Source organism: Cognatilysobacter bugurensis (assembly GCF_014652095.1).
GTDB classification, from domain to species: Bacteria; Pseudomonadota; Gammaproteobacteria; order Xanthomonadales; family Xanthomonadaceae; genus Cognatilysobacter; species Cognatilysobacter bugurensis.
On sequence record NZ_BMYD01000001.1, the window covers coordinates 70,404 to 88,356 of the forward strand.

At 69.1% G+C, this 17,953-nt stretch carries 19 protein-coding genes; 12 read left to right on the forward strand and 7 right to left on the reverse strand.

All coding sequences use genetic code 11. The features are described from left to right. Window positions 1–162: 162 nt before the first annotated feature. Both IE075_RS00380 and IE075_RS00385 read left to right on the forward strand, forming a co-directional pair. Window positions 163–528: a PadR family transcriptional regulator gene (locus tag IE075_RS00380; protein ID WP_189454677.1), complete on the forward strand. Its 366-nt coding sequence runs from the start codon at window positions 163–165 to the stop codon at window positions 526–528. Further along, window positions 525–1,472 (forward strand): sensor domain-containing protein, encoded by a 948-nt coding sequence (locus IE075_RS00385; protein WP_189452232.1) that lies wholly within the window; start codon window positions 525–527, stop codon window positions 1,470–1,472. Before IE075_RS00380 ends, IE075_RS00385 begins: the two co-directional genes overlap by 4 nt. A gap of 60 nt (window positions 1,473–1,532) precedes the next feature. Here the strand turns inward: IE075_RS00385 and IE075_RS00390 are convergent, their stop codons facing one another. Beyond that, a complete protein-coding gene (locus IE075_RS00390) occupies window positions 1,533–2,783 on the reverse strand; it encodes a polyhydroxyalkanoate depolymerase (protein ID WP_229792242.1) in 1,251 nt (416 codons plus the stop codon). Between the two features lie 87 nt (window positions 2,784–2,870). Beyond that, window positions 2,871–3,482, reverse strand: a complete 612-nt coding sequence (locus IE075_RS00395; RefSeq protein ID WP_189452234.1) for a class I SAM-dependent DNA methyltransferase — start codon at window positions 3,480–3,482, stop codon at window positions 2,871–2,873. A 272-nt stretch (window positions 3,483–3,754) separates the two neighbouring features. Here IE075_RS00395 and IE075_RS00400 point away from each other — a divergent pair, with 272 nt between their 5' ends. Together IE075_RS00400 and IE075_RS00405 are read left to right on the forward strand one after the other, a co-directional pair. Next, entirely contained in the window at window positions 3,755–4,177 is a 423-nt protein-coding gene (locus IE075_RS00400; RefSeq protein ID WP_189452236.1) for a CopD family protein, read from the forward strand. A 19-nt stretch (window positions 4,178–4,196) separates the two neighbouring features. Then, entirely contained in the window at window positions 4,197–4,619 is a 423-nt protein-coding gene (locus IE075_RS00405) for a hypothetical protein (RefSeq protein WP_189452239.1), read from the forward strand. A 70-nt stretch (window positions 4,620–4,689) separates the two neighbouring features. Here IE075_RS00405 and IE075_RS00410 read toward each other — a convergent pair whose 3' ends face one another. Further along, window positions 4,690–6,384 (reverse strand): alkaline phosphatase, encoded by a 1,695-nt coding sequence (locus tag IE075_RS00410; protein WP_189452241.1) that lies wholly within the window; start codon window positions 6,382–6,384, stop codon window positions 4,690–4,692. Window positions 6,385–6,521: 137 nt separating this feature from the next. Between IE075_RS00410 and IE075_RS00415 the strand changes: the two genes are divergently transcribed. Together IE075_RS00415 and IE075_RS00420 are read left to right on the forward strand one after the other, a co-directional pair. Next, window positions 6,522–7,898: a dicarboxylate/amino acid:cation symporter gene (locus IE075_RS00415; RefSeq protein WP_189452243.1), complete on the forward strand. Its 1,377-nt coding sequence runs from the start codon at window positions 6,522–6,524 to the stop codon at window positions 7,896–7,898. A gap of 32 nt (window positions 7,899–7,930) precedes the next feature. After that, a complete protein-coding gene (locus IE075_RS00420) occupies window positions 7,931–8,509 on the forward strand; it encodes a hypothetical protein (RefSeq protein WP_189452245.1) in 579 nt (192 codons plus the stop codon). A 72-nt stretch (window positions 8,510–8,581) separates the two neighbouring features. Here IE075_RS00420 and IE075_RS00425 read toward each other — a convergent pair whose 3' ends face one another. Beyond that, window positions 8,582–9,070, reverse strand: a complete 489-nt coding sequence (locus IE075_RS00425; RefSeq protein ID WP_189452247.1) for an NUDIX hydrolase — start codon at window positions 9,068–9,070, stop codon at window positions 8,582–8,584. Further along, window positions 9,070–9,951 (reverse strand): subclass B3 metallo-beta-lactamase, encoded by an 882-nt coding sequence (bla, locus tag IE075_RS00430; protein ID WP_189452249.1) that lies wholly within the window; start codon window positions 9,949–9,951, stop codon window positions 9,070–9,072. Before bla ends, IE075_RS00425 begins: the two co-directional genes overlap by 1 nt. 122 nt (window positions 9,952–10,073) lie before the next feature. On the opposite strand from bla, the gene IE075_RS00435 reads away from it, so the two are divergent. Continuing rightward, window positions 10,074–10,568 (forward strand): acyl-CoA thioesterase, encoded by a 495-nt coding sequence (locus IE075_RS00435; RefSeq protein ID WP_189452251.1) that lies wholly within the window; start codon window positions 10,074–10,076, stop codon window positions 10,566–10,568. 78 nt (window positions 10,569–10,646) lie between these two features. On the opposite strand, the gene IE075_RS00440 is transcribed toward IE075_RS00435, so the two are convergent. Next, window positions 10,647–11,306, reverse strand: coding sequence for a C40 family peptidase (locus IE075_RS00440; RefSeq protein WP_189454681.1), 660 nt, complete (start codon window positions 11,304–11,306; stop codon window positions 10,647–10,649). Between the two features lie 140 nt (window positions 11,307–11,446). Further along, the gene (locus tag IE075_RS00445) at window positions 11,447–11,971 is read right to left on the reverse strand and encodes a C40 family peptidase (RefSeq protein WP_189452253.1); all 525 of its coding nucleotides are present in this window, start codon (window positions 11,969–11,971) and stop codon (window positions 11,447–11,449) included. Window positions 11,972–12,120: 149 nt separating this feature from the next. Here IE075_RS00445 and IE075_RS00450 point away from each other — a divergent pair, with 149 nt between their 5' ends. From IE075_RS00450 to hutG, 5 genes are all read left to right on the forward strand, one after another. Next, window positions 12,121–12,600 (forward strand): FKBP-type peptidyl-prolyl cis-trans isomerase, encoded by a 480-nt coding sequence (locus IE075_RS00450; RefSeq protein ID WP_189452255.1) that lies wholly within the window; start codon window positions 12,121–12,123, stop codon window positions 12,598–12,600. Between the two features lie 166 nt (window positions 12,601–12,766). Continuing rightward, window positions 12,767–14,032, forward strand: a complete 1,266-nt coding sequence (locus IE075_RS00455) for a DUF418 domain-containing protein (RefSeq protein WP_189452258.1) — start codon at window positions 12,767–12,769, stop codon at window positions 14,030–14,032. Window positions 14,033–14,041: 9 nt separating this feature from the next. After that, complete coding sequence (locus tag IE075_RS00460; protein WP_189452260.1) at window positions 14,042–15,298, forward strand: NAD(P)/FAD-dependent oxidoreductase; 1,257 nt, start codon at window positions 14,042–14,044, stop codon at window positions 15,296–15,298. 449 nt (window positions 15,299–15,747) lie between these two features. Further along, on the forward strand, window positions 15,748–17,097 hold the full coding sequence (gorA, locus tag IE075_RS00465; protein WP_189452262.1) for a glutathione-disulfide reductase: 1,350 nt from the start codon (window positions 15,748–15,750) through the stop codon (window positions 17,095–17,097). A 28-nt stretch (window positions 17,098–17,125) separates the two neighbouring features. Further along, a complete protein-coding gene (gene hutG / locus IE075_RS00470; RefSeq protein WP_189454683.1) occupies window positions 17,126–17,917 on the forward strand; it encodes an N-formylglutamate deformylase in 792 nt (263 codons plus the stop codon). Window positions 17,918–17,953: the final 36 nt, after the last annotated feature.

Genomic DNA, 17,953 nt, shown 5'->3' on the forward strand with positions numbered 1-17,953 from the left:
CCTTGCTCCTCACGGATGGACCGCCTCCGGTGTAGCAACGCGACCGTAGACGCCATGCCAACTCGAGCGTCACGCGCGGCTCGCGGTCACCGTGACGAACGGCAGGTGTGCTAGTAAGAACTCCGCACTAGCATGGACTCCACACTAGTCGTGGACGTCCCGATGGCCGACGCCGAGCCCCTGCTGCGCAAGTTCCAGAAGGAGCTCAGTGCGGGGACCGTCTCGCTCGCGCTGTTGGCGGTGCTGGCCGCCGCGCCGGAGCCGATGTACGGCTACCAGATCGCCAAGCGGCTCGAGCGCACCGGCGACGGCGTGCTGGCAGGCAAGCAGAGCGCCCTGTATCCCGTGCTGCGCAACCTCGAGGCTGCCGAGCTTCTTGCAAGCCACGTCGAACCCTCGCTGGCCGGTCCGCCGCGCCGCTACTACCGCATCACCGACGCCGGCCGATCCGTGCTGCGCGACTGGGCCGCCGCATGGCGCGCGACCCGCGATTCCGTTGATTCCGTGCTCGAAGGACTGATCCCATGAACGCTTCCCACGACGCCGGTCTCGCCGGTGCGCGCCGCTACCCGGCCACGATTCCCGACTACCTCGAGCACCTCAAGCGTGCGCTAGCCGGTGCCGACCCGGCGCTCGTACAGGACGCGCTGTACGACGCCGAGGAATACCTGCGCTCGGAACTGGCGGAAAACCCGGGCCGGTCGGAGGCCGAAGTCATCGCGTCCGTCGCCAGCAGCTACGGCGCACCCGACGAAGTTGCGGACATCTACCGCGACACCGAAGTGCGCGTGCAGACCGCGCTGCAGCCGCCGAAGCCACGCGCCTCGCGCTCGGCGCTGGCGAAGTTCTTCGGCGTCGCGCTCGAGCCGCGCACCTACGCCGCGCTGTTCTACATGCTGCTGTCGATCGCGACCGGCGTCTTCTACTTCACCTGGGTCGTCACTGGCGTCTCGCTGTCGCTCGGGTTGTCGGTGCTCATCATCGGCATCCCGTTCCTGATCCTGTTCTTCGGCTCCGTGCGCGTGCTCTCGCTTGTCGAAGGCCGGCTGGTGGAGGCGATGCTCGGCGAGCGCATGCCGCGCAGGCCGCGCTACGCGACGTCGAACGCACCGCTGCTCGAGCGCATCATGAAGATGTTCGTCGATCCGCGGACATGGGCCACGATGCTGTACATGCTGCTGATGCTGCCGCTGGGCATCGTCTACTTCACGGTGGTGGTGACCGCGCTCGCAACCTCGCTTTCGCTGGTGGCGGCGCCGGTGCTGCTCGTGCTGGTGGAAGCCGGCGCGTTCACGATTGAAGGACTGCAGGTGGCAGGTGCGGAAGATCTGCCGTGGACATGGCCGCTGATCGCGCTGGCCGGCATCGCGCTGCTGTTCGTCACGCTGCATCTCGTGCGCGGCATCGGTCGCCTGCACGGCCAGCTCGCAAAGCACATGCTCGTGAAGTCCGGCACGCAGCACGCGGTCTGATAACCGGCCGCGACAAACAAAAAAGGGCGCCGAGGCGCCCTTTTTCTTTACACGAGTCGATCAGCCCTTCGCGTACTTCGCAATGAAGTCGCGCACCTGCGGGTACACCTGCGTGCGCCAGCGACGGCCGCTGAAGATGCCGTAATGGCCCGCGCCCTCGACTGTGAGGTGGTGGCGATCTCGCTCGGGAATGCCGGTGCACAGCGTGTGCGCCGCGCGTGTCTGCCCTTGGCCGGAGATGTCGTCGAGCTCGCCTTCGATCGACAGCAGCGCCGTGCCCTTGATGGCATCGGGCCGCACGCGCTCGCCGCGGACGTCCCACGTGCCCTTCGGCAGGCGGTGCTCCTGGAACACGATGCGCACGGTGTCGAGGTAGTACTCCGCCGGCATGTCGAGCACGGCGTTGTACTCGTCGTAAAAACGGCGATGCGACTCGGCGTCGTCGAGGTCGCCTTTGACGAGGTCCGTGTAGAAGTCCCAGTGCGACTGGAAGTGGCGCTCGGGGTTCATCGCGACGAAGCCCGTGTGCTGCAGGAAGCCCGGGTACACGCGACGTCCGCTACCTGGGTAATTCGCAGGCACGTGATGGATCAGGTTGGTTTCGAACCACCACATCGGCTTCTGCACCGCGAGGTTGTTCACCTGCGTCGGGTTCTGCCGCGTGTCGATCGGCCCACCCATCATCACGAGCGATCGCGGCGTCGTCTCGCCGCGTCCGGCCATCAGCGACACCGCGGCAAGCACGGGCACCGTTGGCTGGCAGACACTGATCACGTGCAGGTTTTCAGCGCCGATCTCGCGGATGAATTCCTGGACGTATTCGATGTAGTCGTCGAGGTGGAACGGACCGTCGCTGAGCGGGACCATGCGCGCATCGACCCAATCGGTGACGTACACCTTGTGGTCGCGCATCAGCGTGCGCACCGTGTCGCGCAGCAGCGTGGCGTGGTGGCCCGAGAGCGGGGCGACAACGAGTACCGGCGGGTCGTCGCGCAATTGCACGAGGTCGTCCGCTTCGTCGGCATAGCGCTTGAAGCGCAGCAGACGGCAGAACGGTTTGACGAGTACTTCGCGTTCGACGACCGGGTACTCGGTGCCGTCGATCTCGATCGAGTCGATCCCGAACTGCGGTTTCTCGTAATCCTTGCCGATGCGGTAGAGCAGCTCGTATCCGGCTGCAACGCGCGATGCGCCGGGCACGCCCGACAGCCAGCTGCCGGTTGCACCGAACATCTTCGCGCCGGCATCCGCCCAATAAGTCATCGGGGCCATCCAGGCGCGACCGAGTTCGTGCATCTGATACAGCAGCATTTCTACACCCCCGTAAACCTGTACTGCACGCGGTGTTGCACCGCAGCATACCCCTGCGTCCGGACGGGAACGTGAACCCTCGTCACGTTAAACGGCCGGGCGCTCCAGTGCGGTGGCGGCAAGCGCAACGTCTGCCGACATCCACATATGCGAGCCCAGTGCGACGAAGCCGTTGGACTCGAAACGTGTGCGATAGAACGACGCGGGCCGACGCCGGAACCCCTCCGTGTCTCCGTCGATCCCGTCCTCGCGAGTGAACGTTTCCAGAAACGCCACGCCGCCGCACAACGCTGCGAGCCCGGTCAGCCCCCGATCGAGCTCGCGTGCATCAACGTAGTGCATGACGTCGCTGCACACGAGCAGGTCGACGGGTGCGCAAGGGCGCAACCATTCGAAGTCGCCAAATTCGGCAAGATGCAGGTTGCGGCGCGTGCCGAAGCGGGCGATCGCGTACTGGCTGCTGTCGAAGCCGAGGTAGTGCACCTTCGGCCGCAGCTTCAGCAGCGGCGCACGCCACGCGCCTTCGCCGCAGCCGATGTCGAGCACGGTGCGGAGCGGTCGCTCGAGGTGGTATTCGGCCGTCGCGACCGCAAGGGCGACCTTGCGGGCGAGCCGCGCCGTGCCGCCGATCGCGGCCTGTTTGAGCGCGGGATCGCGATACCAGCGCTGGAAGTAGTTGGCGTCGTAGTGCTTGGTCAACGAAGTGTCCGATGGTGGCAGTGGTTGCCCGCAGTGCGCTTGTGGGCGGCAGCCGGGGATCGATCAGGTGCGGGGTGCCCGCGCACTGCCATCGCGGCACTGACGTGCCCCATGACAGGTCTGCCGCGCAGCGGCGCGAAGGCGCAAACGATGCCGGGCCGAGGCGATACGCGACGACCCTGCACGCCAGATCCCGGGAACAGCGCGCCCGGAGCGGACCTCCATCCGCTGCATGGCATCCTAGCGGCCATTCCGACCGATACCGAGCTGCCGTGAACGCCTACGTCTGGACGAAAACCCTGCACATCGTGTTCGTGGTCGCCTGGATGGCGGCCGTGTTCTACCTGCCGCGCATCCTGGTGAACATCGTCGAGGCGGGTGACGCTGCGCCGGTGCGCGCGCGGCTGGTGCTGATGGGGCGCAGGTTGTACCGCTTTGGACACGTCATGCTCGGTGTTGCGGTGATCCTGGGCTTCGCGCTTTGGATGCATTTCGGCATTGCCGGCGGGTGGCTGCATGCGAAGCTCGCGCTCGTCGTCGGCCTGGTCGTCTACTTCATCGTGAGCGGTCGCTGGCTGAAAGGCGCGGACGCCGGGCGGCCGCTGCCGTCGGCGCGCGCGCTGCGCTGGTTCAACGAGGTGCCGGTGCTCGTGCTCGTGGCGATCGTCTGGCTCGTGCTCGCAAAGCCGTTCTGACGTGCCGGAGACCGTAGCCATGTCGACCCCTGGAATGCACGTCTCCGACGTCATCGACGACATCAAAGCCGCATTCGAACAGTTCCCGGACGCGGCCCGCTGGCGCGTGGGCGTCGCCACCTACGTGGACGGCCCCGGCAGCGACATTTCCGTGATGTACGCGGCCAGCTACCACGTCGACGGCGACGGATTCTTCCTGGTGCCGGAAGGCATGGGCGAGGCATTCGCGCTCGAGGAGCGGCCATTCACCGCGCGCGAGTTGCTCGACGCGCTCGAGGCCGAAGCCCGCTGGGCCGGTTACGCGGTGCACGTACGCGCGGAGATCGTGGAACTTGCGGACAGCTCGTTCGCGAGCCGCAACCTGCCGCTGTGGGGCGCGGGCGTGCACGACGAGGCCGAGCTGGTCTATTTCTACTACGGCGCAATGGCCCTCGAAGCCTGATTCGCGCAGCCGGCGCCCGGGTCGGGCGCGCACATCGCCCGCGCCGCGCCGGTCTGAAAGTACGCCGCGCTCAGCGCTTGGGCGGATTCACAACCTGCGGCAGTTCCACCGGCACGCCGTTCGCATCGCAACCGCCCGCGGCGCAGAGCTTGGCGCGCAGGGCTGGCAGCGACTGCAGCATGAAGTGGTGGATCGTGTTTTGCTCGACGCTGCCGCGGACGGCTGCGCTGCCCGGGCCGCGCGCCCAGATGCCGACGTCGTCGCCGCCGTGCGATTCCGCCCGCGTCGGCACGGTCGCCTCCTGCAGGAAGTCGGGCGCCGCGGTGTCGACCTCGCTGAGATCGGGGCGGCCGGTCGCCGGCTGCACCTCGCTCGCGTGGTGCGGCCACCGCTTCGGGCCTTCAGGCTGCTGCGTGGTCGCTCCGGTGTAGCCGGGGCCGTTCGCATAGCCGAGCGTGGTGTACGGCAGCCCGGTCGCGTCGCGCGCGTAGTCGTCGGCGTCGCTGCCTTCGCCGCTGCTGCCGCGGACCTTGCCGAGAATCGGGTTGCCGCGGACGGGATACCCCGCAAACGTCAGCGTGTGCGCGTGGTCGGCGGTGACGATGATCAACGTGTCGTCGGCCGAGGTCATCTCGGTCGCGGCGCGGACCGCGTCGCTGAACGCGATCGTGTCGGTGAGTGCGCGGTAGGCGTTGCCGTCGTGGTGCGCGTGGTCGATGCGGCCGCCTTCGACGAGCAGCACATAGCCGTCCGGGTCGTTGTGGAGGCGCTCGATCGCCGCGCGGGTCATCTCCGCGAGTGAGGGCTCGCCGGCGATGTCGCGGGGGCGGTCGTGCTCGAAGTTCATGTGGCCGGGCTCGAACAGGCCCAGCAGCGGGCCCTGCGCGGGCGCCTGCTGCAGCTGCTGCAGGTTCCACACGAACGTGCCGGCGGGATGGCGCTGCTTCCACTGCTCGACGAGATTGCGGCCGTCGAGGCGCTGGCCGACCTTGTCCGCGTGTTCGGGGTCGGGTTCGGTGGCCGGCAGGAACTGGCCGCGGCCGCCGCCGAGCAGCACGTCGGGCGTGAGCGGGCTTTCGACGAACTGCCGTGCGATGTCGGTGCAGCCGGCGGCCTTTGCGGGTTCGGACATCTCCGCGTCGTCTTCCCAGTTGCGGTCGGCGCTGTGCGCGAACGTCGCCGCGGGCGTGGCGTGGGTGACCTTCGTAGTGGTGACGACGCCGGTCGCCAGACCGTGCTGCTCGGCGAGTTGCCACAGCGACGCCACGGGGGCGGCGAGCGCGTCCGCACAGTCGCCGCGTGCGGCGGCCTGGTGGATGCCGATCACGCCCGCACGCGTCTTCACGCCCGAGGCCATCGCCGTCATCGTGCCGGCCGAATCGGGGGTCTGCGAATCGGTGTTGTAGGTGCGGCTCAGCGCCGTCGCCGGGAAATCCTCCCAGGCCAGGCGGTTGTCTTCACCGGCGCCGCCGCGCCGTTGGCCCTCGAGGATGCGTGCGGCCGCGACCGTGGTGAGGCTCATGCCGTCGCCGACAAACAGAATGACGTTCTTCGCACGACCGGCCATCGCGCCTCGCGCGGCGGCCTCGGACGCGCCGCTGCGATACCACCACGCTGCGGTCTCGCCGGACGGGCGCTCGATCGCCGGCACAGCGACGCGTACGCCGTGCATCGACGACGCGCCGCTCGCGTCCATGCGCGGATCGCGCGAGGCACAGGCGGTCGCGAGCAGAGCGGGCACGAGGCAGAGGAGGGGACGGGTCATCGACGGGACCTGATCGGCGGCAAGCCCGCGATTATGCCGGGCGAGCGTCGACCCGATTGGAACAGTGGGCACGCGCCGGCGGTGTCGCCCGCCCCGGCAAGCTCGGCTATCGTGGCCGTTCATCGCGAGGTGCTCCCATGTCCCTGATGTCCCGTGCCGCCGCGGCGTGGTTCAAGTTCCCGTTCTGGCAGCGTGTGCTTGCCGGCTTCGTTCTGGGCGCGCTCGCAGGCTGGCTGCTCGGTCCGGACGCCGAGCGCTTCCTCGGCCCGCTGGGCACCTTGTACGTCAACCTCATCAAGATGATCGCCGTGCCGTTGGTGTTCTTCGCGGTCATCAACGCGGTCGCGTCACTGCACGGGCAGCGCTCGCTCGTCGCACTCGGGGGGCGCACGTTTGCGTGGTTTGCGGTGACCGCGACGCTCGCCGTCGGCGTGGGGCTGTTCGTCGGCTGGGCGATGCAACCCGGACGCGGCCTCGAGGGGCTCGCGGGCGCCGCGGACTTCCAACCGCGCGACGTGCCGTCGCCGGTCCAGGTGGTGCTCGACATCGTGCCGACCAACCCGTTCCAGGCCCTCGGTGGCGCGATGCCCGCGGCGGATGCGGACGGCGCGATGCGATTGGTGCCGACGGCCACGATCCTGCAGGCGCTGTTCCTCGCCGCGCTCATCGGCTTTGCGCTCGTGAAGCTCGGCGAGCGCACCCCGGAGCTGCGCCGCCTTGCGGGCGAGGCGAACGAAGTGATGATCCAGATCACGCGTTTCGTGCTCGAGCTCACGCCGATCGGGACGTTCGGGCTCATCGCCGCGCTCGTCGGTGCGTACGGCTTTGAAAAGCTGCTGCCGCTCGGCACGTTCGTCATCGCGCTGTACCTCGCGTGCGCGATGCACATCGTCTTCGTCTACGGCGGCCTGCTCGCGGCGCACGGGCTCAATCCAATCCGGTTTTTTAGGGGCGCCGCGCCCGGCATGGAGGTCGCGTTCGCGAGCTCGTCGAGCTTTGCCTCGCTGCCGGTGGCCATCCAATCGGTCACCCGCAACCTGGGCGTCGATCGCAACTACGCCGCGTTTGCAGTGCCGCTCGGCGCGAGCATCAAGATGGACGCCTGCGGCGCGATCTATCCTGCGCTGGCGGCGATGTTCGTCGCGCAGTACGCGGGCCTGCAGCTCGACGCGTCGCAGTATTTCCTCATCCTGCTTGCATCGGTGCTCGGCAGCTTCGGCACCGCGGGCGTACCGGGCACCGCCACGATCATGGTCACGCTGGTCCTCTCGGCGGCCGGACTGCCGCTGCAGGCTGTCGGCTATCTCATCGCGATCGATCGCGTGCTCGACATGATGCGCACGATGACGAACGTGACCGGGCAGATGGTCATTCCCGTGCTGGTCGCGAAGGAGACTGGACTGCTCGACCGCGCCGTCTACGACACGGCGTCCAGCAATGTTGGCCTTCGCAAGCACGATTCGGCCGAACTGCCGTTGCCGGTCGCGCGAAGCGAGCGCGATCTGCGGACCTGAGACACGTCCCACCCTCCCGGAGCTCGATCGACATGACGTCACGCCCGTTCTTCCTTCCCCTTGCCGTCGCGGCCGTCGCTGCCGTGATCGGGGGCTGCGCATCGCGGCAGCCGGTCGCGACCGCGCCGGCGGAGGTGCGCGACGGCCGGGTCGGCGCGGAGGACATCACCCACGCCGACGTCGGGCAGCCGCGCCTCGCCCTCGCGTCTAACGAGGCGTTCCACGAAGCGCTGCCGGAGCCCTCGAATGCGCTGCCGGCGTATCCGGGCGCGTTGCTCGCGCAGCAGCTGCCGCCGCAGACCGTGTGCGTGCACGTGGCCGTCGATGGCGACGGGCGGGTCATGTTTGCGCGGCCCCTTCGCGATCGTGCCGGCTGCACCGCGGCAGCGGATGCCGCGTTCGATGCCGCCGCGGTCGAGGCCGTCAATGCCTGGCGCTTCGATCCGGCATTCAAGTGTGTGTTCGCCGATGAGGCGACGAAACGCCGCGACGGCCCGGGCTGCGCCGACACGCTCGCCGTGCGCCAACCGGTGAGCCTGGTCTACCGCTTCGAGTTCCGACAAGAAAACGGCCGCGGTGCGGTCGCGATCGACGCAAGCGCGGCGCCCTGAACCGCCACTCGTATCGGATCAGCCCCAGCCTGCGGTGACGGCCGCGAGTGTCGCGGCGCTGCGACGCATCGCTCAGGCGCGGGAGTACCGCCACGACACCATGCGGCCGTCGCGGTACGGCATCACGCCATGGAATGCGCGCGCATCGTCATCGAAGACCAGCGGCAGGAACTCGCGGTCGCCTTCCCACATCGGAAATTCGTGCAGCCGGGCAATCGGCACCCATTCGAGCGTGCCTTCGGGGTTGGATGTGTAAGGCTCGCCCTCGAACGCGGTGATCAGGAACACGAAGCCGAGCCAGTCCTCGCCGTGCTTGCCGAAGCCGGGCCAGCTGATCGTGCCCCGCAGCGACAGCGCAGTGCAGTCGATGCCGGCTTCTTCGAGGATTTCCCGGCGCATGCCGGCCAGCACGTCCTCGTCGGCCTCGAGCTTGCCGCCGAGGCCGTTGTACTTGCCCAGGTGCGCATCGTCGGGCCGCGCGTTGCGATGCACGAGCAGCACCTGCGTGCGATCGGGCGAAAGCACGTAGCCGAGCGTGGCGACAATCGGGGTGTACGGCATCAGCGCGCGCCTGGCTGCCCACTGGCGCGTTGCGTCTCGAGCTGCGCGTCGAAGCGCTTCTCGGCGCCGTCGGCATACGCAGCGCAGCGCTCCGGGCGCGGGTGGCGATTCGCCGCATCGGCCGTCGCCCAGCCGCTGGCTTCGGGGTGCGGCGTCAGCAGCAGGTCGCACGGCAGCGCGCGCACGGCGGCGAAACCCCGGCGGTAGTCCTCGACGATGCGGGGGTAACGCGCGTGGTCGATCAGCCGGTAATCCGGCGCGCTGAGGCTGTCGGCATAGGCGATGCGCGTCGGGCGGCCGTCGACCGTGTCGGTCCAGGTCCAGCTCTGGCTGCCTGGCGTGTGGCCCGGCGTGGCGTGCATCGTCAGGCGCAGGTCGCCGAGCTCGATCGACTCGCCGTCGAGCAGCAGGCGGTCGGCCTGCGCCGGCGGGAACAGCAGCCGATCGCCGAAGTGGACGTCGTCGCTGCCGCCGCGCGCGAGCAGCGCAGCCGATTCGGCGTTGGCTGCGATTTGCGCACCGGTGGCCCGCGCGATCTCGGCTACCGGGCCTGCGTGGTCGAAATGCGCGTGGCTGAAGACGATCCACTTCAGTTCACCCGGCCCGACGCCGAGCTTGCGCAGCTGCTCCAGCACGTGGCCCGCCGCCTGCGGCAGCCCGCCGTCGATCAGCACCGCACCGGCATCGGTCCGAATCAGCACCGCGGCGAGCCCTTCCGTGCCGACGTACCAGCTGCGCTCGGCGATCCGGAAAGGCTCGATCGGCCGCCGCCAGGAATCACGGGTCTCGATGCCGGCCTGCGCCGGGAGCAGGGCGGGCGATGCGGCGAGCACGGGCGTCGCGACCAGCAACGCGTACGACAGGAACAACGAACGGAGCATCGGCGTCAGGACCGGGGCAGGGCGCCGCAGTGTCCGCAATTAGTGGCCCCGCGGCCAGCGCGGCGCGGCGTCGACACCGCGAATGCGAGGATCGGGCGCCCAGTGTCAACGATCGGAAAGCAATGAGCGGCAAGCAGCGCGAACTGACGATGCGGTTCCTCGCCGAACCGACCGACGTGAACTTCGGCGGCAAGGTGCACGGCGGCACGGTCATGAAGTGGATCGACCAGGCGGGCTACGCGGCGGCCGTGGGCTGGAGCGGGCGTTACTGCGTCACGGTGGCCGTGGCCGGCATCCGCTTCCTCGCGCCCGTGCACATCGGCGACATCGTCTCGGTCACTGCCACGCTCGTGCACACCGGCACGAGCAGCATGCACTTCGCAGTCGAGGTCACCGCGCGCGACCCAATGGGCGGCGAGGAGCGGCTGTGCACGCATTGCGTGATCGTGTTCGTCGCGATGGATCAGGAGGCAGCCACACCATGCCCGGTGCCGGGCTGGACGCCGGAGACCGCGCACGACCTCCGGCTCACCGAGTACGCGCGGAAGGTAATGGCGCTCGGGCAAGACATCGAGCAGACGATCCGACGGTTCCGCGAGCCCGGTGCGGACGCCTGACCCGGCCTGCGGAAACGAAAACGCCGCCCGGGGGCGGCGTCATCGAACGCGTCGTCGAAATCGGTGGACGCAGCGGCGTTAGCCGCCCTGGACCCGGCGCGCCTGCAGGAACTTCTCGCTCCAGTAGCCGGTGTCGAGGTTAGAAACCGTCACGTCGCGACCCGTGCGCGGCGCATGGACGAAGCGGCCTTCGCCGACATAGATGCCGACATGGTCAACCTCGTCGCCGCGGCGGCTGAAGAACACCAAATCGCCCGCGGTCAGCGACGCGCGGTCAGCGACCGGTTCGCCGGCTTTCGCCATCTCGCGCGAGACGCGCGGCAGCTCGATACCGAGGGCGTTGCGGAACACGTAGCCAACCAGGCCGCTGCAATCGAAGCCGCTGTCGGGCGAACTGCCGCCCCAGCGGTACGGCGTGCCGAGCAGGGCCATTGCACGCTGCAGCACGTCGCGCATGCCGCCTTCGGCTTTCGCGTCGCCAGCGCCGGGCTTCAGCAGGCGGTTGAGGTCGCTTGCCAGCACGAGGGCGCGATCGGGCAGGGTCAGCATCGGCGGGCGGACCCGCGCCGCAGCGGGCGCTTCGGTGCCCGCGGACGCCGCGGGGGCAACTTCGGCAGGGTCGACGGCAGGTGCTGCAGAGGCCACCCACGGAAGGGCGGCCAACGATGCAGCGAGGACCCAGGTCAACGCGAAGCGACGACGGGGATTGGCGGCATTGGCGGTGCTTTTGGGATGCATCGTCACGCGGTCATCACCAGAATGGCCGGCGATCATGCCCGCTCAAGCATCCGAGGGGGTTCAGATTTCGTTAGAGATTCGTGAAACCGGCGGACCGGTGTCCCAGATCAGCTCATCCGCTGCTGCCGTCGCGCATTCATTCAGCGCAGGACACGTTTGGATCCGGCATAGCGGCTGCGCCAGTACGCGCCGTCGAGGTGGTCCATGCGAACGGCGCCGCCGCTGCTCGGTGCATGGACGAACCGGCCTTGGCCGACGTAGATGCCCACGTGATCGACACCGTCGCCATGGGCGAAAAACACGAGGTCCGCGGCCGCCAGTCGCACTGAGTCGACCTTCGGCCCCGGCCAGCCGGCGAGAGCTCGGGCGCTGCGGGGCAGCCGCAGGTCGAGGATGTCGCGGTAGACGTAGTTCACCAGGCCGCTGCAGTCGAACCCGTCCTCGGGCCGGCTGCCGCCGTAGCGGTACGGTGTGCCGACGAGTCCGAGCGCGCGGATCAGCACGGCATTCGCGCGGGCGGGGTCGGCGGGGGCGACCACCGGCCAGTCGCGCTGGGGCGGGGCGGCCGGACGCGCGGCCTGACGCGGGCCGCCGCAGCCTGCAAGCGCGAGGATCAGGACCGCGAGCGCCGCTGGGGCGGTGTGTCTGGAGGAGCAAACTGGCATCGGGCGGGGCTTGTCCGGATAATGCGCGGCCTTCGTCACGGCCGACAGCTTGGCGGGTCGAACGTGGCTCGACAATACGACCGTGGTTCCAGTCCGGCGATTTCCCGCCGGTTTCATTGCGGCCTCTGGCCGCCAGCCGAGCCCGAGCCATGAACATCGAAAAAGATAGCGTCGTCCGCTTCCACTACACCGTCTCCGAGCAGGGCCAGGAGTCGCTCGAGAGCTCGGAAGGCCGCGAACCGCTCGCGATCCTCTTCGGCCACGGCAACATCATCCCGGGCCTCGAGAAGGCGATGGAAGGCAAGTCGGCGGGCGACAAGTTCGAAGTCGACGTGCCGGCCGCCGAGGCCTACGGCGAACTGCGCGAAGGCCTGACCCAGCGCATCCCGAAGAAGCATTTCGAAGGCCAGCCGCTGAAGGCCGGCATGCAGGTCATCCTCAACACCAACTTCGGCCCGCGCGCGGTGACGATCCAGAAGGTCGGCATGAGCGTGGTCGACGTCGACCTGAATCACCCGATGGCCGGCAAGGACCTGCACTTCGCGATCGAGATCGTCGAAGTCCGCGAGGCGAGCGCCGAGGAAATCGAGCACGGTCACGTGCACGGCGAAGGCGGCCACCACCACTGATCCCCACCCGGTTCAGTGCCCGCGACGGCCCGCTTCGGCGGGCCGTTTGCGTTTCGGGGTCCGGCCGCCTGGACCCGCTGCGGAGCGCGTCGCCGTGGATGACGTCCGGCATGCAGACGCGGGCGCGGGTGCGGGGCATGCTGCGCGCTTTCAGGGAGGGCGGATCATGGGGACTGCGACGGTGCTGCAGCCGATCTCAAGGAACGAGCGAATCGAGGCGATGGACGTGCTGCGCGGCTTCGCGCTGCTCGGCATCTTCCTGATGAACATCGAAGCGATGGTCGGCCCGCTGATGGCCGGGGTCATGGGCACCGACCCGGCGCTGCGAGGGGCCGACTACACCGTCGACGCCGTGATCCACATCCTCGTGCAGGGCAAGTTCTACACCCTGTTCTCGCTGCTGTTCGGCATGGGCTTTGCCGTGATGATGCAGCGCGCCGAGCAGGCGGATCGGCCGTTCAGGCGCCTGTACCTGCGGCGCACGCTGGGCTTGTTGGTGATCGGCCTGCTGCATTCGATCCTGATCTGGTCGGGCGACGTGCTCGTGAGCTACGCGCTGATCTCGCTACCGCTGCTGCTGATGTTCCGCAGGAAGTCGGTGCGTTCGCTGCCGCGGTGGTCGACGGCGCTGTACCTCCTTCCGGTCGGGCTGATGCTGCTGTTCGGTCTGATGGGCTCGATGATGCAGGCCAGCCCGGACGCGGCCGTCGAATTCCAGAAGGGCATCGAGGCTCAGGCCGCCGGCACGGCAGCAACGATCGAGGCGCAGCGGCTTGCGTTCGGCGGCAGCGACTATTTCGCTGCGGTCGCGCAGCGCGTCGAGGACACGCTGACGATGATGGGCTACCTGCTGATGTTCGGCTGGCACGTGCTCGGCATGTTCGTGCTCGGCGCATGGTTCGTGCGCGGCGGCGCAATCGCGCGGCCGGCGGAGTTCCCGCGCCTGTTCGGCGCGCTGCGCTGGGTGGCGCTGCCGGTCGGGCTCGCACTGATGCTGCTGTCGTGGTGGCTGGAGCCGACGATGGCGGCGGACCGCATGGACATGCGCATGTCGGTCGCATACGGGCTGCATGCCGTCGCGAACCTGCTGATGTGCCTCGGCTATGCGGCGTGGGTCATGCGCGGCCTGCAGTCGCCGGCCACCGGGCGTGCGCTGGCGTGGCTTGCACCGGCCGGCCGCATGGCTCTGACGAACTACCTCATGCAATCCGTGATCGCCATGCTCGTGTTCTCGGGTTACGGGCTGGGTTACTTCGAGCAGCTGCCGCGCGCTTGGCAGCCGGTCTTCGTGATCGTTGTCTTCGCACTGCAGGTGCTGTTGAGCCACGCCTGGCTTGCTCGTCATCGCCACGGGCCGATGGAGCACCTGTGGCGTGCATGGACGTACGGCGGCCAGGCGCGCACGCGCGTGGAGACCGCGGCCGCACCGTAAACTGCGCGCATGGAAGCACGCGAAGATGCGGTCGTCGTCGGCGCCGGAGTGATCGGCTTGTGCACCGCGCTGGCGCTTGTCGAAGGCGGCCGCCGCGTGCGTGTGATCGACGCCGGCCGCGTCGGCGGCGGCAGCTCGCACGGCAACTGCGGCACGATCACGCCGAGCCACGCGCCGCCGCTCGCAGCGCCCGGCATGGTTGCGACGGCGCTGCAGATGATGCGGTCGCCGGACTCGCCGCTGTACATCCGCCCGCGGATCGACCCGGTGCTCTGGCGCTGGTTGTATCGCTTCGCGGCGCGCTGCAATGCACGGGACTGGGAAGCGAGCGCACGCGCGAAGTCGGCGCTGCTCAACGACTCGCGCGCCCGGCTGCAGGAGTGGATCGCCCGGCACGGGCTCGACTGCGAGTTCGTCGAGTCCGGCGAAGACTACGTGTTCCGCGATCCGCGTCGTTTCGAGCACGGCCAGCGCGAACTTCCGCTGCTGGGTGAGCTCGGCATCGGCGTCGAGCTCATCGACGGGGCTACCTATGAGGCGCAGGAGCCGGCGATGAAACCCGGCGTCGCGGGTGCGATCCGGTTTTCGGGCGACGCAGCGCTGCGTCCGGACCGGTACATCGCGGCGCTGGCCGACACGCTGCGCGCGCGCGGCGTTGTCATCGACGAGCACTGCGCGCTCGAATCAATCGACGCGAACGGCGGCGACGTAAGTCTGCGCACCCCACACGGCGTGCTGCGCGCGCGCGATGCCGTGATCGCGACCGGCGCCTGGTCGCCGCGGCTGGCGGTCGCGCTCGGGCAGCGGTGGCTGCGACACGCGATGCAGCCGGGCAAGGGTTACTCGATCACCTATTCAACCCCATCCCTCGTGCCCAAGCGGCCGTTGGTGCTACGCGAGCGCTCGGTCTGCGTGACCGCGTGGGGCAGCGGGTTCCGGCTCGGCAGCACGATGGAGTTCTCCGGCTTCGACGACACGCTCAACGAACGCCGACTCGGCGCGCTCGAACGCGGCGCGGCCGAATATCTGCATGAGCCGGTGGGCCCCGAAGTGCGTGAACGCTGGTTTGGATGGCGCCCGATGAGTTGCGACGACGTGCCGATCATCGGCCTCGCGCCCGGCCACGAGCACCTGTGGCTCGCCACGGGACACGGAATGATGGGCGTCGGCATGAGCGCCGGCACCGGGCAGCTGCTGGCGGACCTCATGCTTGGACGCGCGCCCGCGATCGATCCGACGCCGTACCGGCCGTCGCGCTTCGTCTGACGGAGCGGCGTGCCGCCGGGCCGGGCTGGGCCGCGTCGCGACGATCGAATCCGCGGTCCACCGCCGGTGGGCCACCGATCAATGCGTTGACTGCGATTCCGACCGGCCCGGCTGACCGTCGCCGCGGTTCGGTCCAATCGGAGCGCGCCAACATCCGAGCCTGCGGAGCGCCGCTGTCTTCGTTGCGTGCAGTCGCTTACGGCGCAAGCGCAGTCCTTCGCCTCCCGCGTCGCTGGGCGGACCGCCGCTGCGACGGCCCCCAACAATCGACGTCCGCGGCGCGCCGCGTGCCAAGCGCACTTCGACGCCGACCGGCAGCAAGCGTCGGAGCGCCCAGGTCCTGCAACGAACGCGCAGCGTCGACACCGTGGGATGCACGCTGACCGATAGCGCCGCGCAGCCCGGTTTCACACCGGGCGAGCAGGCGGCATCCAGTACAAGGAGGACACGTGGCGCACGATTTCGACCTCATCGTGATCGGTGGAGGGTCCGGCGGTCTCGCCGGCGCATTCCGTGCGGCCGAATACGGGGCGCGCGTGGCCCTGCTCGAGCCGGATGCGCTCGGCGGCACCTGTGTCAACGCGGGCTGCGTGCCGAAAAAAGCCATGTGGCTGGCTGCGGAACTCGCGGGGCGCCTGCGCCAGGCCGGCACGCTGGGGTTCGCTACCACCGGCGGCGCGCTCGACTGGCCCGCGTTCATCGCGCACCGGCAGCGTTATGTCGAGAACATCCACGCGAGCTACCGCCGCCGTCTGGACGGGGCCGGCATTACGGTGCTTCCCGTCCGCGGCCAGTTCGTCGCGCCGGACTGCGTCGAAGGCGACGACGGCGTCCGCATCAGCGCCCCGCATATCCTGATCGCGACGGGAGGCCGCCCGTTCGTGCCGCCACTGCCGGGTGCGGAACTCGGCGGGACCTCGGACGATTTCTTCCGCTGGACGCAGCCGCCCGAACGCGTGGCGGTGGTCGGCGGGGGCTACATCGCGGTCGAACTCGCCGGCGTGCTGCAGATGCTTGGATGCCGGGTGGACCTGCTCGTTCGCGGACCGCGCCTCCTCGACCATTTCGACGTCGAGCTCGCGACGCAACTCGCGGAGGACTACCGCCACCTCGGCATCCAGCTGCACTTCGATACGCAAGTGCAGGCGCTCGAGCAGGCCAAAGGCGGGGTGCGAACGGTGACGTCGCCCGCGCTCGATCGTGCCGTGTTCGACCGCGTGCTATTTGCAACGGGCCGGCGGCCGAACGCCGCGGGGCTCGGCCTCGAGCAGGCGGGACTGCAGGTCAATGCACGCGGCCAGATCCCGGTCGACGCGGGTCACCGCACCGTCGTGCCCGGCGTGTACGCCGTCGGCGATGTCACTCCGGATATCGCGCTGACGCCTGTGGCGATCGCGACCGCGCGCCGGCTCATGGACCGCGTCTTCGGCGCCCGCGAGGTGCCACCGCTCGCACTCGACCTCGTGCCCACCGTGGTGTTCTCCCATCCACCCCTCGGCACGATCGGGCTGACCGAAGCGCAGGCGCGCGCGCAGTTCGGCGACGACGTGCACGTGGCGCGCGCGGGCTTTCGCCCGATGCTGCACGCGCTCGCGGACTCGCCGCTGCGGAGCCTGTTCAAGCTCGTCTGCGTGGGCGCGGAACGCCGAGTCGTGGGCCTGCACCTCCTGGGCGAAGGCGCCGATGAAATCCTGCAGGGCTTCGCGGTCGCGATCCGCAAAGGCGTGACGCTCGACGATCTGCGCGACACCGTCGCGATCCATCCGACGAGCGCGGAAGAGATCGTCCTGATGCGCTGAGATGGACTGCATCGACGACAATCGCACGATGGACGACGTCTACACCCTGCACCGCGGCAGCGCGCCGCTGCTTATCAGCCTGCCGCACGACGGTCATGCGATCCCCGAAGCGCTTGCCGCGCGCATGACGCCCGACGCCTGCCGCGCGCCTGACACCGACTGGCACGTCTCGCGCCTGTACGCATTCGCGCGCGAGCTCGGCGCTTCGATACTGGGGCCGCGTTATTCGCGCTATGTGGTCGATCTGAACCGCCCGCCCGACGACACCTCGCTGTACCCGGGCCAGAACACCACCGGCCTGTGCCCGGCCGTGCGCTTCTGCGGCGAGCCGGTGTACCGGGACGGGCAGGGGCCGACACCGGACGAGGTCCGCGAGCGTGTAGAGCGCTACTGGCGTCCGTATCACGACGCGCTTCGAGCCGAGCTCGACCGGCTGCACAGCACGCACGGCCGGGCCGTGCTGTGGGAGGGGCATTCGATCAAGGGCAGCGAGTTGCCATTCCTGTTCGACGGGCGGCTGCCGGATCTGAATCTCGGCACTGCGGATGGGGCGAGCTGTTCGCCCGCGCTGCAGGCGCGGCTGGAGTCGGCACTCGAGGGTCAGTCGTCGTACGACTGGGTCATCAATGGCCGCTTCAAGGGCGGCTACATCACCCGTCACTACGGCGACCCTGCGCGCAGCATCGAGGCCGTGCAGCTCGAGATCAGCCAGCGCGTCTACATGGACGAGGCCACGTTCGCGTACGACGAGCGCCTCGCCGCGCCGGCGCAGGCCGTGATCCGAACGCTGCTCGACGCCTGCCTCGAGCCGGCCCGCTGAGCGGCGCACGGCGGCCGCACGCGGCCGCCGGCCTCA

Excerpts from the sequence above, each read along its gene's own strand:
- IE075_RS00380 (WP_189454677.1), top strand. The coding sequence starts at position 163 with ATGGCCGACGCCGAGCCCCTGCTGCGCAAGTTCCAGAAGGAGCTCAGT.
- IE075_RS00385 (WP_189452232.1), top strand. The coding sequence starts at position 525 with ATGAACGCTTCCCACGACGCCGGTCTCGCCGGTGCGCGCCGCTACCCG.
- IE075_RS00390 (WP_229792242.1), bottom strand. The coding sequence starts at position 2,783 with ATGCTGCTGTATCAGATGCACGAACTCGGTCGCGCCTGGATGGCCCCG.
- IE075_RS00405 (WP_189452239.1), top strand. The coding sequence starts at position 4,197 with ATGTCGACCCCTGGAATGCACGTCTCCGACGTCATCGACGACATCAAA.
- IE075_RS00410 (WP_189452241.1), bottom strand. The coding sequence starts at position 6,384 with ATGACCCGTCCCCTCCTCTGCCTCGTGCCCGCTCTGCTCGCGACCGCC.
- IE075_RS00415 (WP_189452243.1), top strand. The coding sequence starts at position 6,522 with ATGTCCCTGATGTCCCGTGCCGCCGCGGCGTGGTTCAAGTTCCCGTTC.
- IE075_RS00420 (WP_189452245.1), top strand. The coding sequence starts at position 7,931 with ATGACGTCACGCCCGTTCTTCCTTCCCCTTGCCGTCGCGGCCGTCGCT.
- IE075_RS00425 (WP_189452247.1), bottom strand. The coding sequence starts at position 9,070 with ATGCCGTACACCCCGATTGTCGCCACGCTCGGCTACGTGCTTTCGCCC.
- bla (WP_189452249.1), bottom strand. The coding sequence starts at position 9,951 with ATGCTCCGTTCGTTGTTCCTGTCGTACGCGTTGCTGGTCGCGACGCCC.
- IE075_RS00435 (WP_189452251.1), top strand. The coding sequence starts at position 10,074 with ATGAGCGGCAAGCAGCGCGAACTGACGATGCGGTTCCTCGCCGAACCG.
- IE075_RS00440 (WP_189454681.1), bottom strand. The coding sequence starts at position 11,306 with ATGCATCCCAAAAGCACCGCCAATGCCGCCAATCCCCGTCGTCGCTTC.
- IE075_RS00445 (WP_189452253.1), bottom strand. The coding sequence starts at position 11,971 with ATGCCAGTTTGCTCCTCCAGACACACCGCCCCAGCGGCGCTCGCGGTC.
- IE075_RS00450 (WP_189452255.1), top strand. The coding sequence starts at position 12,121 with ATGAACATCGAAAAAGATAGCGTCGTCCGCTTCCACTACACCGTCTCC.
- IE075_RS00455 (WP_189452258.1), top strand. The coding sequence starts at position 12,767 with ATGGGGACTGCGACGGTGCTGCAGCCGATCTCAAGGAACGAGCGAATC.
- IE075_RS00460 (WP_189452260.1), top strand. The coding sequence starts at position 14,042 with ATGGAAGCACGCGAAGATGCGGTCGTCGTCGGCGCCGGAGTGATCGGC.
- hutG (WP_189454683.1), top strand. The coding sequence starts at position 17,126 with ATGGACGACGTCTACACCCTGCACCGCGGCAGCGCGCCGCTGCTTATC.